The organism is Ventrimonas sp. (assembly GCF_048380235.1).
Lineage (GTDB): Bacteria > Bacillota > Clostridia > Lachnospirales > Lachnospiraceae > Brotaphodocola.
Genome location: NZ_DBFCCJ010000009.1, coordinates 1 through 14,500, shown reverse-complemented (window position 1 = coordinate 14,500; position 14,500 = coordinate 1). Strand labels below are relative to the sequence as shown.

The following is a 14,500-nucleotide window of genomic DNA, read 5'->3' as shown; positions in this document are numbered from 1 at the left end:
ATGGAAAGGATAACATTATGATAGAAACAATGCAGTGGGTTCGGCCGGAGGAGATCGAGGCCCGCAGTATGGCCATCATCGAAGCTGAGATGCCGGAAGGAAACTGGACACCGGGTGAGCTGGCTGTGGTGAAGCGTTGTATCCATACCGCGGCGGATTTTGATTATGCCAGCAATCTCTATTTTTCTGATGGAGCGGTGGAGCTGGCAGTAAATCTGATGAAGAGCGGCAGGGGCTTTACCATCGTGACGGATACCAACATGGCGCTGGCCGGTGTAAACAAGGCGGCACTCAAACAGCTAAACGGAACGGTCCGCTGCTTTATGGCAGATCCGGATGTGGCGGCTGAGGCGAAGGAGCGGGGCGTGACAAGGGCTATCGTCAGTATGGAACGCGCGGCAACGCTTGCCGGACCGGTCATCTTTGCCATCGGCAACGCGCCGACGGCCCTTATTCGATTGTATGAGATGATGCAGAAGGGTGAGATCCATCCGGATTTTATCATCGGAACCCCGGTGGGCTTTGTAAATGTAGTAGAGTCGAAGGAGCTCATCTGTCAGTCGAGTGTGCCATGCATCGTGGCGCGCGGAAGAAAAGGCGGAAGTAATATTGCGGCAGCTGTGTGCAATGCGCTGATGTATCAGGTCACCAGGACGCAGAAATCGGGCAAATAGCTTAAAACTAAGCCTTCGGGACGTAATGCTTGCATTTTCCGACAAAAAATTTTATAATGTGTTAATATATTATCTTCAAAAAGGTGGCTTTTTCTATGGCGAATGAACAGACGGAGAAGAAAATGGACATTGAGCTGGAGAATCCCGCAGATTTTACCAGCCCGGAAGAATTGTATAAGGACCTGATCCGCAGTATCCGGAAGTATCATCCTTCAGATGATATCTCCCTGATCGAGAAAGCGTACAAGGTTGCCCATGAGGCACACAAGGATCAGAAACGAAAATCGGGTGAACCCTATATCATTCACCCTCTTTGTGTTGCCATCATTCTGGCAGACCTTGAGATGGATAAGGAGACCATTGCGGCAGGCATTCTTCATGATGTCGTGGAAGACACCGTCATGACGCTGGATGAGCTTTCTAAGGAGTTTGGTCCGGAGGTAGCGCTTCTGGTAGACGGCGTCACGAAGCTGACCCAGCTGTCCTGGTCCAAGGACAAGGTGGAGATGCAGGCAGAGAACCTGCGCAAGATGTTCCTCGCCATGGCAAAAGATATCCGTGTCATCCTGATCAAGCTGGCCGACCGTCTGCACAATATGCGTACGCTGCAGTACATGAAGCCGGAGAAGCAGAAGGAAAAAGCCCGTGAGACCATGGAAATCTACGCGCCCATCGCCCATCGTCTCGGTATTTCCAAGATCAAGGTGGAACTGGATGATCTCTCATTAAAATATCTGCAGCCAGATGTCTACTATGATCTGGCGGAAAAGATTTCCCTTGGTAAGGATGCCAGGGAGGAGTTTGTCAAGAGCATTGTTGATGAGGTTTCCACCCACATGAAGGAGGCCGGCATTCAGGCCAAGGTTGACGGACGCGTGAAGCATTTCTTCAGCATCTACCGAAAGATGGTCAACCAGCACAAGACACTGGATCAGATTTATGATCTGTTTGCAGTGCGCATCATTGTAGATACGGTAAAGGACTGTTACGCTGCCCTGGGTGTTATCCATGAGCTGTACAAGCCGATCCCGGGCCGGTTCAAGGATTATATTGCCATGCCGAAGCCGAATATGTACCAGTCTCTGCACACCACGCTGATCGGCAGCAACGGCCAGCCGTTTGAGATCCAGATCCGGACCTTTGAGATGCACCGTACCGCAGAATACGGTATTGCTGCGCACTGGAAGTATAAGGAGAGCGGAAGCGGCAAGGTTGCTGCAGGCGATGAAGCTGCAAAACTGTCCTGGCTGCGCCAGATCCTGGAGTGGCAGAAGGACACCAGTGACTCCAAAGAGTTCCTGAGCATGGTAAAGGGAGATCTGGATTTATTCTCAGAGAATGTGTACTGCTTCACTCCGTCAGGAGATGTCAAGACACTGCCAAGCGGTTCTACAACCATTGATTTTGCGTACTCCATCCACAGTGCGGTGGGCAACAAGATGGTCGGAGCAAGGGTGAACGGCAAGCTGGTGCCGATCGAGTATGTGGTCCAGAATGGCGACCGCATTGAGGTCATCACTTCCCAGAACTCCAAAGGCCCGAGCCGTGACTGGCTGGCTCTGGTCAAGAGTACCCAGGCCAAAAACAAGATCAACCAGTGGTTTAAGAGTGAATTAAAAGAAGATAACATCGTCCGCGGCAAGGATCTCATCGACCGCTACTGTAAGACCAAGGGCATCAATTTTGGCGATTTAAATAAGCCGGAGTTTCAGGAGAAGGTCATGCAGCGTTATGCCTTCCGCGACTGGGATTCTGTTCTGGCTTCCATCGGCCATGGCGGCTTAAAAGAAGGCCAGGTCATCAACAAGATGATCGAGGAACGGGAGAAAAAGACCCGCAAGGAGGTTACCGATACCAACATTCTGGACGGTCTCAGCGAGATGTCCGGAAACAAAGCTGAGGTCAGCAAGAAGTCCAAGGGCGGAATTATGGTAAAGGGCATCCATGATGTGGCAGTCCGCTTCTCACGCTGCTGCAGTCCGGTGCCGGGCGACGAGATCGTGGGCTATGTGACCCGCGGCCGCGGCGTATCCATTCACCGGACAGACTGTGTGAATATCATCAACCTTCCGTCGGAGGAGCGTACCCGTCTCATTGAGGCCGAGTGGCAGCAGCCGGAGGATGACAGCAGCACCAAGGAGCGCTACACTACGGAGATCCAGATTTACGCCAATAACCGCATCGGCATGTTTGTCGATATTTCCAAGGTGTTTACGGAGCGCCAGATCGATATCACCTCGATGAATGTGCGCACCAGCAAGCAGGGCAAGGCCACGATCATTATGACGTTTGACATTCACGGAATCGAAGAACTGAACCGGCTGACGGACAAGTTAAGACAGATCGATGGCGTGATCGATATAGAAAGGACTGCGGGATAGTTGTTCCGCAGTTTTTCTGTGTTTCGGATATAGAAAAGGAGCAGATTATGAGTGATTTTCGAATTAAAACCTATGTGCTGGGCGGTGTCAGCACAAACTGTTACCTCGTGTTCCGTGAGGGCGAAAAAACAGCCGTGATCATCGATCCGGCAGACAATGCGGATTACTTAAAGAACAAATGCCGGGAATTTGGCGTGAAACCTGAGGCAGTCCTTCTTACTCATGCGCATTTTGATCATATGCTGGCTGCGGATGATATTCGCAAAGCTTACGGATGCAAGGTTTATGTCCATATGGACGATGAGCGGATGCTGAATGACCCGTTTCTGAATCTTTCCGGAACCATGGGAACAGAGCAGACCGGTATCAGCGCAGACCATCTGCTGCGGGATGGAGATGTACTCCATTTCTTAAACAGGGAGTGGAAGGTTATGGCCACACCGGGCCATACAGCAGGTTCTGTCTGTTATTACCTGCCGGAGGAGAAGGTGCTGTTCAGCGGAGATACCCTGTTTGCGGAGTCTCTGGGACGGACGGATCTTCCGACCGGAAGCATGTCTGCCATTGTTCATTCCATCGCAGAGAAGCTTCTGGTGCTGCCGGATGATATCATGGTCTATCCGGGACATGGTGATGCTACTACCATTGGTTATGAGAAGCAGTATAATCCGGTGGCAGCTTATGTGAGAAAGCGAGGCATGCAGGCATGATCGGAATTTTGTTAAATGACAGCGCTTACGAGCAGGATATCCGGGAGCTTCTGATGGCATTTTACCCGGGACAGACCTTTGCGCATGAAATGCAGGAGGATCTGGACTTTTTTGTGGAAGGAACGGTAAATGAAGATCGTACGGAGTTTACGTTATGTCTGGGATATTTCGGAAGCTCCTGCTTCCATCTGCTGTCCATGGAGAAACTGGAGCCGGAGATCCGGGCCGAATTTCAGGCGGCGGCGGAGAACAGTGTTCTGAAAGTAAATTACGAAAATCGCTTTGAGACAAAGAATAAAATTAAACGCAGACTCTATGTGCTTCTCATGCAGCAGACGGGAAAGCAGCTCCCGTGGGGAACCTTAACAGGCATTCGTCCGACCAAGATTGCCATGACAAAGCTTGCGGAAGGCGAAACGGAAGAGCAGATTTTCCGCCACATGAAGGATACCTATTTCACCAGCGATGAGAAGATTCACTTAAGCATCGAAATTGCCCAGAGAGAACGCAAGCTGCTTTCGACCATTGATTATAAGGAAGGCTACAGCTTGTATGTGGGCATTCCGTTCTGCCCGACCACCTGCCTGTATTGTTCCTTTACCTCTTATCCGATCGGAAAGTGGAAGGACCGCACTCACGAGTATCTGGATGCGCTGTTCAAAGAACTGGATTATGTGGCAGAAAAGAAGAAGGGCTGCACGCTGGACACCGTTTATTTTGGCGGAGGAACCCCGACTTCTCTTTCTCCGGAAGATCTGGACAGGCTGATCACAAAACTAAAGGGGACCTTTGATTTCTCTGCCGTTCAGGAGTTTACCGTGGAAGCAGGACGTCCGGACAGCATCACCCGGGAGAAGCTGGAGGTGCTTAAGAAACATGGCGTGGGCCGTATTTCCATCAACCCACAGACTATGAAGCAGGATACTCTGCGTCTCATCGGACGCCGCCACACAGTGGAGGATGTGGTGGACCGTTTCAAGCTTGCCCGTGAGGTTGGCTTTGACAACATCAATATGGATCTCATCATCGGACTGCCGGAGGAAACTCTGGAGGATGTACAGGCCACCATGGAGGCAGTGAAGGCTCTGGCACCGGACAGCGTCACTGTGCATTCCCTGGCCATTAAGCGCGCAGCACGCTTAAACACCATGAAGGAAGTTTATAAGGATTTAAAGATCGAGAATACGCAGGAGATGATCGATCTGACTGCCCGCTACGCCCGTGAGATGGGCCTGGAGCCGTACTATCTGTACCGCCAGAAAAATATGGCAGGCAATTTTGAGAACGTGGGCTATGCGGCACCTGGAAAGGCCTGCATCTATAACGTGCTCATCATGGAGGAGCAGCAGACCATCATCGGCTGCGGAGCAGGAACCACCACCAAGCGTCTGTTCGCCGAGGAGAACCGTATCGAGCGCTGTGAAAATGTGAAGGATGTGGAGCAGTACATCAGTCGCGTGGAGGAAATGATTGAGCGAAAAGAAAAATTGCTGTCAGATGCGCAGTAACTGTAACAAGTTGAACGCTTACGATTGCAATTTGTTCCTTAGAATAGTATAATTTGTAAACGAGTATGTGATTTTCAGGAAGACTTAGAAACATAGAAAACGGAGAATAAATATGGCATTAAAAAAGAAGCCGGTTACCGGCATGCGTGATATCCTGCCGGCAGAGATGCAGGTGCGGGAATATGTGATGAACCAGATCCGTGAAACCTACCGCAGTTTCGGATTTACCCAGGTGGAGACTCCGTGTGTGGAGCACATCGAAAACCTGACCAGCAAACAGGGCGGAGACAACGAGAAGCTGATCTTCAAGATCTTAAAGCGCGGAGAAAAATTAAACCTCGAGACCGCTGAAACCGAGAACGATTTAACCGACAGCGGACTTCGCTATGACCTGACCCTGCCGCTGTCCCGTTATTATTCCAATAACGGAGCACAGCTCCCGAGTCCGTTCAAGGCTCTGCAGATGGGCAGCGTGTGGCGTGCGGACCGTCCGCAGCGCGGCCGTTTCCGTCAGTTCACCCAGTGTGACATCGACATCCTGGGTGACGCAACCAACATGGCAGAGATTGAGCTGATCCTGGCTACCACCACTGCCCTTGGCAGAATCTGCCCGAAGAACGCGTTTACCGTCCGCATCAATGACCGCGGCATTTTAAAGGGCATGGCTCTTTACTGCGGCTTCCCCGAGGATGGCCTGGACCAGGTATTCATCACCCTGGATAAGATGGACAAGATCGGTCTGGATGGCGTAAAGGCAGAGCTTCTGGAGCTTGGTTACGCAGCGGAAAGCGTAGAAAAGTATGCAGAACTGTTATCCGGCCTTGGCGAGGACGCCGCAGCAGTCCGTGGTCTTGGCGAGACCTTAGCCGGTGTGCTGGATACAAAGACCGCAGAGAATCTGGCCAATATCATGGATACCGTAACCGAGGTAGCCGAGACCGACTTTAAGCTGGCCTTTGACCCAACTCTGGTGCGCGGCATGTCCTACTACACCGGAACCATCTTCGAGGTTTCCATGGAAGGCTTTGGCGGTTCCGTTGCAGGCGGCGGAAGATACGACAAGATGATCGGCAAGTTTACCGGTCAGGATACTCCGGCCTGCGGCTTCTCTATCGGCTTTGAGCGTATCGTTACCATCCTTATGGAGCAGGGCGGCGAAATCGAAAATGCGGCTCCGAAGAAGGCTTATCTTATCGAGAAGGGCATGGATCCGGCACGCTACGGACAGATCATGAAGCAGGCTATGGGCGAGCGCAAAGCCGGTGTCCAGGTGCTTGTTTCCATGATGAACAAGAATAAGAAGTTCCAGAAGGAGCAGTTAAACAAAGAGGGCTATAACGAATTTGTAGAGTTTTATAAAGAAGCCCTGAAATAAGAGCTTTGAAATAAGATCATTGAATCAAAGGAGATAAATCATGGCAGAATCAATGCTGGGACTGAAGCGGTCCCATCGGTGTACAGAAGTCACCACAGCAAACATCGGTCAGGAAGTGACCGTTATGGGCTGGGTGCAGAAGAGCAGAAACAAGGGCGGAATCATTTTCGTGGATTTACGTGACCGTTCCGGTATCCTGCAGATCATCTTTGAGGAGAGCGACTGTGGTGCAGAGAGCTTCGCAAAGGCAGAGAAGTTAAGAAGTGAGTATGTCATTGCTGTAACCGGCCGCGTGGAGGCACGTTCCGGCGCAGTCAACGAGAACCTGGCAACCGGTGCCATTGAGGTGCGCGCCAACAGCCTGCGCATCTTATCTGAGTCCGAGACTCCGCCATTCCCGATCGAGGAGAACTCCAAGACCAAAGAGGAGCTGCGTTTAAAATACCGTTTCCTGGATTTAAGAAGACCGGATATGCAGCGCAACCTGCTGTTAAGAAGTAAGATTGCCATTCTCACCAGACAGTTCCTGGCAGAGGAAGGCTTCCTGGAGATTGAGACTCCGACCCTCATCAAGAGCACTCCGGAGGGCGCAAGAGACTACCTCGTACCGAGCCGTGTACATCCGGGTTCCTTCTACGCGCTTCCGCAGTCTCCGCAGCTCTTTAAGCAGCTGTTAATGTGCTCCGGTTACGACCGTTATTTCCAGCTGGCACGCTGCTACCGCGATGAGGATCTGCGTGCAGACCGTCAGCCGGAGTTCACCCAGATCGATATGGAGCTGTCCTTCGTAGACGTGGATGATGTCATCGATGTCAACGAGCGCCTGCTTCACAAGCTGTTCAAGGAAATCTTAAACGTAGAGATTCCGCAGCCGATCCCACGCATGACCTGGCAGGAGGCTATGGACCGCTTTGGTTCCGATAAGCCGGATCTTCGTTTCGGCATGGAGTTAAAGAATGTATCTGATGTTGTCAAAGACTGTGAGTTTGTTGTATTCAAGGGCGCTCTGGAAAACGGCGGCACCGTTCGCGGTATCAACGCTGAGGGACAGGGCCATATGCCGCGTAAGAAGATCGACGCGCTGGTTGAGTTTGCAAAGGGATACGGAGCAAAGGGTCTTGCCTACGTTGCAATCCAGGAGGATGGCAGCTACAAGTCTTCCTTCGCGAAATTCATGACCGAGGAGCAGATGCAAGCCCTGATCTCTGCTATGGATGGCAAGCCGGGCGACCTGCTGTTATTCGCTGCTGATAAGAACAAAGTTGTATGGGATGTTCTGGGCAATCTGCGTCTGGAGATCGCGCGTCAGCTTGATCTCTTAAAGAAGGACGACTACAAGTTCCTGTGGGTAACCGAGTTCCCGTTACTCGAGTACTCTGAGGAGCAGGGACGTTTCGTAGCCATGCATCACCCATTCACCATGCCGATGGACGAAGACTGGCATTTAATCGATTCCGATCCGGGCGCAGTACGCGCGAAGGCATACGATATCGTCTTAAACGGTACCGAGATCGGCGGTGGTTCTGTCCGTATCCACCAGAGCGACATCCAGTCCAAGATGTTCGAGGTACTGGGCTTCACTCCGGAAAAGGCACAGGAGCAGTTCGGCTTCCTGCTTGAAGCCTTCAAGTACGGAGTTCCGCCGCACGCTGGCCTGGCGTACGGCCTTGACCGTGTGGTAATGCTCATGGGCGGCTGCGACAGCATCCGTGAAGTCATCGCATTCCCGAAGGTAAAGGATGCATCCTGCCTGATGACCGAGGCTCCGACTCCGGTAGATCCAAAGCAGCTGGAAGAGCTTGGCATTGAGGTATGCGAAGAGGCTGAGACAACCGAAGAATAAGTCATGATATGTCAGGGACAGAGTTCTGCGAAAACAGAGATTCTGTCCCTGTTTTCTGTATGTGTGAAATCTCTGTGAAAATGTGGAAAAGCAAAAAAAACTCTGCTAAAATGGGGAAAAGATGAAAGAAACTCAAAAACAGAGAGGAGACGATACATATGGAATCGTTGAAGATATTAGTAGTGGATGATGAAGCCAGAATGCGCAAGCTGGTGAAGGATTTCCTAACTATCAAGGGCTTTACCGTGATCGAGGCGGAAGATGGCGAACAGGCTGTAGATATTTTCTTTAAGCAGAAAGACATTTCCCTTATCATCCTCGATGTAATGATGCCGAAAATGGATGGCTGGGAGGTTTTAAAGACCGTACGCCAGTATTCCCAGGTGCCGGTCATCATGCTGACAGCCCGCGGCGAGGAGCGGGACGAGCTTCAGGGCTTTAAGCTGGGTGTGGATGAATACATTTCCAAGCCCTTCAGTCCCAAAATCCTGGTGGCCCGGGTCGAGGCCATTTTACGCCGCTCCAATGTGGCAGTCAGCGAGATCACTGAGGTGGGCGGCATCCGCATTGACAAGGCGGCCCATCTTGTAGAGATTGACGGAAAGCCGATTGATTTGAGCTACAAGGAGTTTGAACTTCTGACCTACTTTGTAGAGAACCAGGGTATTGCTCTTTCCAGAGAGAAGATCCTCAACAATGTCTGGAATTATGATTACTTCGGTGATGCCCGCACCATTGATACCCATGTCAAAAAGCTGCGCAGCAAGATGGGCGAGAAAGGTAATTATATCAAGACCATCTGGGGCATGGGCTATAAGTTTGAGGTAGACTGATGAAGCACAAAAAGATTTTTCGGTTTCATTCCATCCGTCACCGAATCATGCTGATCTTCATGGGTCTTATGGCGGCCATGCTTCTGGCTATCTGGGGGGTGAATACCTGGTGGCTGGAGGGCTACTATGTGGACCAGAAGCTGAAGGTGATGGAGCAGGCCTACACGGATATTGACAGTGCCATCCAGGAAAAGGTTGGCGAGAATGAGAACATCGGTGATGTGCTGCGGGAGGAACTGGAGCAGGAGTGGGATATCTGGAAACAGACGGCAAAGGGAGATACCGGTTCTGACAGCGAGGAAGAACCGTCCGGGACAGATGAGACAGAACCGTCTGATCAGGCGGATGAGGCCGTCCCGGAAAATCTGCCGGAAGACCTTCCGCCAGAGCAGGGAACCCTGCTTGGAACGATCCGCACCTATGGCGAGCAGAACAATATTGCGATCATCCTCATTGACAGTGATACCGGCAAGGCACTGATCAGCTCCGGCCGTGACAGCGACTTTCTGACCCAGAAGCTGCAGCGCTATGTGCTGGGTATGGGACACAAGCACATGGAGATATTAAAGCAGCATGATAATTACGTGGTGGAAAAGAACCGGGACTTCCGTTCCAGCAGCACCTATATGGAGAGCTGGGGGTATTTTTCGGATAACCGGACCATGTTCATCATGTCCATGCCTCTTGCCAGCATTCGGGAGAGTGTGGCGCTTTCCAACCGGTTTACCACCTGGGTCGGCCTGATCGTGCTGGTGTTCGGGAGTATTATGATGTGCTTTGTCACGAACCGCATCACCAAACCGATCATGAAACTGTCGGCCCTTTCCGAAGAAATGTCAAAACTGAATTTTGATGTCTCCTACGAGGATGATGCGGAGGACGAGGTGGGTGTTCTGGGTCGGAGTATGAATTCTCTTTCCCACAGCTTAAAGGATGCTATTGGTGCCTTGCAGGATGCCAACAAACAGCTGCAGCACGACATTGACGAGAAGATCCAGATCGATGAGATGCGAAAAGAGTTCATTGCCAATGTCTCCCATGAACTGAAAACTCCGATTGCCCTGATCCAGGGCTATGCGGAGGGGTTATGCGACGGCATGTGCGAGGATGAAGAAAGCCGCAGTTATTACTGTGAGGTCATCATGGATGAGGCCAACAAGATGAACAAGATGGTACGCCAGCTTCTGACCCTGACGGCCCTGGAATTTGGAAACGACACGCCGAGCATTGCAGCCTTTGATGTCACGGAGCTGGTGCATGACCTAATCAATTCCTCCGGCATCCTCATTCAGCAGAATGCGGCAAAGGTGAGCGTAGATATGCCGGAAACCCTGGTGGTTATGGGGGATGAATTCAAGATCGAGGAAGTTGTGACCAATTATCTGACCAACGCCATGAATCATCTTGGCGGCGACCATAACATCCGTATCTGGAGTGAAACACTGGATGGGGTGGCAAAGATTCATGTATATAATAACGGAACTCCAATCCCGGAGGAAGACCTGCCGAATCTTTGGACGAAGTTCTACAAGGTAGACAAGGCCCGCACCCGTGCTTACGGCGGCAGCGGCATCGGACTTTCTATTGTCAAAGCCATCATGGAAGCCCATCACCAGCAGTATGGCGTGGTAAATCATGAGGATGGTGTGGAGTTCTGGTTCACCCTGGCTCTGGCATCGGAGAAACCGGAAGAGGAAGAATAGCGGGAAGAGAACAGCTGACGAAAAAAATCAACGGAGGCTCTTGGTGTGAATATCACCATTTCCCCGGGGAAGAGCCGGGAGCTGCTGGAAAAGATTGGTATCTGCTTCCTCTTTGCCCAGAATTCCTTAAGTGCCCCGACCAAGGTCTGCGAGGTAAAAGACGGAACCTTCACTTCCTATGAAATCACACCGGAGCAGTTTGAACTCACCCGCTGCAGCAAAGAAGATCTGATGGGCGGAACTCCGGCCGAAAATGCGCAGATTACGCGGGATCTCCTGTCCGGGAAAAGCGGTCCGAAGCGCGATGCCGTGCTGCTGAATGCAGGAGCAGCCATTTACATGGCAGGCAGGGCAGAAACCATCCAGGCCGGTATTGATGTGGCAAGGAATATGATCGACAGTGGAAAGGCAGCAGCACAGCTGGAAAAATATGTAAAGCTTTCCAATCAGGAATAGGAGCAGAGCATGATATTAGAAGAACTTGCGGCACTGACAAGAAGACGTGTTGCGGAAGAAAATAGAAAATCCTAGCTGGAGAGATGCGGCGCATGGCGGAAAGCATGCCGGTAACGGGGGGGCCTTTGAGGCTGCGCTCAGGGCGCCGGGACTGTCTTTTATCTGCGTGATTCTGGATGACGGAGCAATCCGTGAGTAGATGGCCCAGGCCAGAGAACTTGGCCTGTCCGCGTTGGTAGAGACCCAAGATGTGAAAAAAGTAGAGCGGGCGCTGGCAGCAGGCGCATCCATCATCGGTGTGAACAACCGCGACCTTCGGACTTTCCAGGTGGATGTGAATAATTCCGTCCGTCTCCGGACTATGGTGTCGCCGGAGATCGTGTTTGCTCCGGGAAAACGCCAGGTCACTCCAATCCAAGCAGCAGCGCTTGCACAGAACTTATCTCCGGCAATTTGCCCGGTTGGTGTGTTTTTGGACGCACCGGAAGAGATGATCTGCGGTCGGATAATGTAAAGGAAGCCATGGCCTCTTTCTCACCTTTCGGTATTGACTGCAGCAGCGGTGTGGAGACGGATGGCTGGAAAAATCCGGTTAAGATCCGGCAGATCATAGAAAATGTCCATGCATTTGTTCCATTGAAAACAGAATTATGATACAATAAGAGACATCTGGCGCAGCTGGGTGTCTTTATGTTTTTCAGGGAAATTACCTCCTGTGAAACGAAAAATGCTCTCCAGGGAAACGCGCTGTTTACATCAGGAGGAGACATATGGAAATCAGAAATGACCACAACTGGAAAGAGGATATTCCTGCTTTCAGGGAAAAAACGGCAGCCTTTTATGCAGGAGAACTCAGTAAAGATGCCTACAAGGGCTTTTCCGGACTGTACGGAAGCTACGCGCAGAAGGGCGGAAAGGCAAGCATGCTGCGTCTGCGCATGACAGGCGGTTGTGTGACAAAGGAAAAACTGAAATTTATTGCAGATACCATTCGAACATATAATCTGAAAAAAGCTCATTTTACCACCTGCCAGACAATCCAGCTTCATGATCTGGACGGCAGCATTGTGGCGGATATTATGGAGCAGGCTATGGATGTGGGGATCATCACTATGGGCGGAGGCGGAGATTTCCCGCGCAATGTCACCTGCAGCCCACTTTCCGGCGTGGAGAAGGACGAATACTTTAACGTGCTCCCATGGGCAAAGGCAGCAGGTGAGTATCTGATGGGGTTTGTCCGTGCAGAGAAGATGCCACGTAAGCTAAAGGTGGCATTTTCCAGCTCTCCGAGCAACCTGTCCCATGCCACTTATCGTGATCTCGGATTCGCGGCGCGTCCGGATGGCTGCTTTGATGTATACAGTGCAGGCGGTCTGGGCAGCAATCCCCGTTTTGGTGTTCTGATCGCGGAAGCGGTAAAACCGGAGGATATCTGTTATTATATCAAGGCTATGTGGCTGACCTTCCGTGCGTATGGAAACTATGAGAACCGTGGCAAGGCTCGCAGCCGCTACATGCAGGAAAGTCTTGGCGGTGCTGAAAATTATAAGAAAGCATTTCTGGAGAAGCTGAATGAGGTATATGCTTCCGGTGAGAATTTAAAAATCAGCACGGATTCTCTGCCTGTATTAAAACGTGGGGATGGCAGGAATATTACCGGTCCGCGTGTTCTGGAACAGAAGCAGCCGGGACTTTATACTGTATCCTGGCATCCGGTGGGCGGACAGCCCGATCTTTCTGTTCTGTGTGCTTTAAGTGATGCGATTCAGAGCATGGAAGGTGTGGAACTGCGCCTGGCACCGGATGAAACAGCGTATGTGATCAATCTGACCGCAGCAGAGGCAGAGCGAGTTCTGGATATTACGGAGAATAATACGGCAAAAACAGAATTTGAAGGATCAGTCAGCTGCATTGGAGCAGCAGTATGTCAGGTTGGTGTGCGGGATTCCCAGTCACTCCTCCGAGCCTGTGTGGAGGCTGTGCAGAAGGCTGGACTTCCGGCTGATGCGCTGCCTAAAATCCATATTTCCGGATGTCCTTCCTCCTGCGGTACCCATCAGACCGGTGTTATGGGATTTCGCGGAGCAGCCAAGAAAGTAAATGGAAAGTCAGAGTCTGCGTTCCTTCTGTTCTTAAATGGATGCGACATACAGGGAAAAGAAAAAATGGGGGAAGAACTGGGAACCATTCTGGAAAGTCAGATTCCGGACTTCCTGATTTCTCTTGGTAAAGCTGTGGCTGCAGCAGGTGTAAGCTTTGCGGAGTGGAATGCCAGAAATCCACAGGGAGTAAAAGAAATCGCGTCTCCATTTATTGCAGCAGAGCAGGCGTGATAGTTTCATTGAATTGCAGCTGTTTTCTGTGAAAAATAAAAAAATGAAAAAAGTTGAAAAATACTGTTGACTTTTGCTGTGACATTTGATATTATAATCCTCGCCCCGTGAGAACGGGGCAGGAAATCAAAAAGATTTTCAAAAAGAAATTAAAAAAGTTGTTGACAAAGCGAAAACGATGTGATAAGATATTGAACGTTGCCGCTGAGAACAGCAACAACATGGACCTTGAAAATGAAAGATTGAACAGTGTTTAAAACCCTGAAAATTCTAATAAAAAAGAGTCCTGGTTGGACATCTTTGAAATGAGATTTCAGAACAAAAACAAACCAAACAACAGTAGAACGGTTTAAAATTAGCTAGTAGCGATTTTTGAACCGGGAAGCAAACTTTTTATTTGAGAGTTTGATCCTGGCTCAGGATGAACGCTGGCGGCGTGCTTAACACATGCAAGTCGAGCGAAGCACTTATGAAAGATTCTTCGGATGATTTCATTTGTGACTGAGCGGCGGACGGGTGAGTAACGCGTGGGTAACCTGCCTCATACAGGGGGATAACAGTTGGAAACGACTGCTAATACCGCATAAGCGCACAGTACCGCATGGTACAGTGTGAAAAACTCCGGTGGTATGAGATGGACCCGCGTCTGATTAGCTAGTTGGTGGGGTAACGGCCTACCAAGGC

General features: G+C 50.8%; 12 protein-coding genes, 1 rRNA gene and 1 pseudogene. All 14 read left to right on the top strand.

Annotated features, from left to right (window positions below; all coding sequences use genetic code 11):
* Nucleotides 1-17 precede the first annotated feature (17 nt).
* Entirely contained in the window at nucleotides 18-674 is a 657-nt protein-coding gene (locus ACMP1L_RS01235; protein ID WP_118733680.1) for a precorrin-8X methylmutase, read from the top strand.
* A gap of 95 nt (nucleotides 675-769) precedes the next feature.
* A complete protein-coding gene (locus ACMP1L_RS01230; RefSeq protein ID WP_418451767.1) occupies nucleotides 770-3,055 on the top strand; it encodes a RelA/SpoT family protein in 2,286 nt (761 codons plus the stop codon).
* 47 nt (nucleotides 3,056-3,102) lie between these two features.
* Nucleotides 3,103-3,765, top strand: a complete 663-nt coding sequence (locus ACMP1L_RS01225; RefSeq protein WP_118534366.1) for an MBL fold metallo-hydrolase — start codon at nucleotides 3,103-3,105, stop codon at nucleotides 3,763-3,765.
* The gene (gene hemZ / locus ACMP1L_RS01220) at nucleotides 3,762-5,273 is read left to right on the top strand and encodes a coproporphyrinogen dehydrogenase HemZ (protein ID WP_418451765.1); all 1,512 of its coding nucleotides are present in this window, start codon (nucleotides 3,762-3,764) and stop codon (nucleotides 5,271-5,273) included. The genes ACMP1L_RS01225 and hemZ overlap by 4 nt, the downstream gene beginning before the upstream one ends.
* 112 nt (nucleotides 5,274-5,385) lie before the next feature.
* The gene (gene hisS, locus ACMP1L_RS01215) at nucleotides 5,386-6,648 is read left to right on the top strand and encodes a histidine--tRNA ligase (protein WP_118534364.1); all 1,263 of its coding nucleotides are present in this window, start codon (nucleotides 5,386-5,388) and stop codon (nucleotides 6,646-6,648) included.
* Nucleotides 6,649-6,688: 40 nt separating this feature from the next.
* Complete coding sequence (aspS, locus tag ACMP1L_RS01210; RefSeq protein WP_373245121.1) at nucleotides 6,689-8,491, top strand: aspartate--tRNA ligase; 1,803 nt, start codon at nucleotides 6,689-6,691, stop codon at nucleotides 8,489-8,491.
* 158 nt (nucleotides 8,492-8,649) lie between these two features.
* Entirely contained in the window at nucleotides 8,650-9,324 is a 675-nt protein-coding gene (locus ACMP1L_RS01205) for a response regulator transcription factor (RefSeq protein ID WP_418451763.1), read from the top strand.
* Nucleotides 9,324-11,027 (top strand): sensor histidine kinase, encoded by a 1,704-nt coding sequence (locus ACMP1L_RS01200; RefSeq protein WP_418451762.1) that lies wholly within the window; start codon nucleotides 9,324-9,326, stop codon nucleotides 11,025-11,027. Before ACMP1L_RS01205 ends, ACMP1L_RS01200 begins: the two co-directional genes overlap by 1 nt.
* Nucleotides 11,028-11,060: 33 nt before the next feature.
* Nucleotides 11,061-11,483, top strand: a pseudogene (locus ACMP1L_RS01195) (hypothetical protein); the annotation flags it as partial.
* Nucleotides 11,484-11,532: 49 nt separating this feature from the next.
* Nucleotides 11,533-11,682 carry a hypothetical protein gene (locus ACMP1L_RS01190; RefSeq protein ID WP_418451758.1) on the top strand — a complete coding sequence of 50 codons (150 nt, stop codon included), beginning with the start codon at nucleotides 11,533-11,535 and terminating at the stop codon, nucleotides 11,680-11,682.
* Nucleotides 11,683-11,997, top strand: a complete 315-nt coding sequence (locus tag ACMP1L_RS01185; protein ID WP_418451757.1) for a hypothetical protein — start codon at nucleotides 11,683-11,685, stop codon at nucleotides 11,995-11,997.
* 8 nt (nucleotides 11,998-12,005) lie between these two features.
* A complete protein-coding gene (gene trpF / locus ACMP1L_RS01180) occupies nucleotides 12,006-12,137 on the top strand; it encodes a phosphoribosylanthranilate isomerase (protein WP_418451756.1) in 132 nt (43 codons plus the stop codon).
* A gap of 116 nt (nucleotides 12,138-12,253) precedes the next feature.
* On the top strand, nucleotides 12,254-13,816 hold the full coding sequence (locus ACMP1L_RS01175) for a nitrite/sulfite reductase (protein ID WP_418451755.1): 1,563 nt from the start codon (nucleotides 12,254-12,256) through the stop codon (nucleotides 13,814-13,816).
* Between the two features lie 393 nt (nucleotides 13,817-14,209).
* Nucleotides 14,210-14,500 (top strand): 16S ribosomal RNA (locus ACMP1L_RS01170); the annotation flags it as partial.

Bases quoted from the DNA above. Each gene is read 5' to 3' on its own strand.
- ACMP1L_RS01235 (WP_118733680.1), top strand. From the start codon at position 18: ATGATAGAAACAATGCAGTGGGTTCGGCCGGAGGAGATCGAGGCCCGC.
- ACMP1L_RS01230 (WP_418451767.1), top strand. From the start codon at position 770: ATGGCGAATGAACAGACGGAGAAGAAAATGGACATTGAGCTGGAGAAT.
- ACMP1L_RS01225 (WP_118534366.1), top strand. From the start codon at position 3,103: ATGAGTGATTTTCGAATTAAAACCTATGTGCTGGGCGGTGTCAGCACA.
- hemZ (WP_418451765.1), top strand. From the start codon at position 3,762: ATGATCGGAATTTTGTTAAATGACAGCGCTTACGAGCAGGATATCCGG.
- hisS (WP_118534364.1), top strand. From the start codon at position 5,386: ATGGCATTAAAAAAGAAGCCGGTTACCGGCATGCGTGATATCCTGCCG.
- aspS (WP_373245121.1), top strand. From the start codon at position 6,689: ATGGCAGAATCAATGCTGGGACTGAAGCGGTCCCATCGGTGTACAGAA.
- ACMP1L_RS01205 (WP_418451763.1), top strand. From the start codon at position 8,650: ATGGAATCGTTGAAGATATTAGTAGTGGATGATGAAGCCAGAATGCGC.
- ACMP1L_RS01200 (WP_418451762.1), top strand. From the start codon at position 9,324: ATGAAGCACAAAAAGATTTTTCGGTTTCATTCCATCCGTCACCGAATC.
- ACMP1L_RS01185 (WP_418451757.1), top strand. From the start codon at position 11,683: ATGGCCCAGGCCAGAGAACTTGGCCTGTCCGCGTTGGTAGAGACCCAA.
- trpF (WP_418451756.1), top strand. From the start codon at position 12,006: ATGGCCTCTTTCTCACCTTTCGGTATTGACTGCAGCAGCGGTGTGGAG.
- ACMP1L_RS01175 (WP_418451755.1), top strand. From the start codon at position 12,254: ATGGAAATCAGAAATGACCACAACTGGAAAGAGGATATTCCTGCTTTC.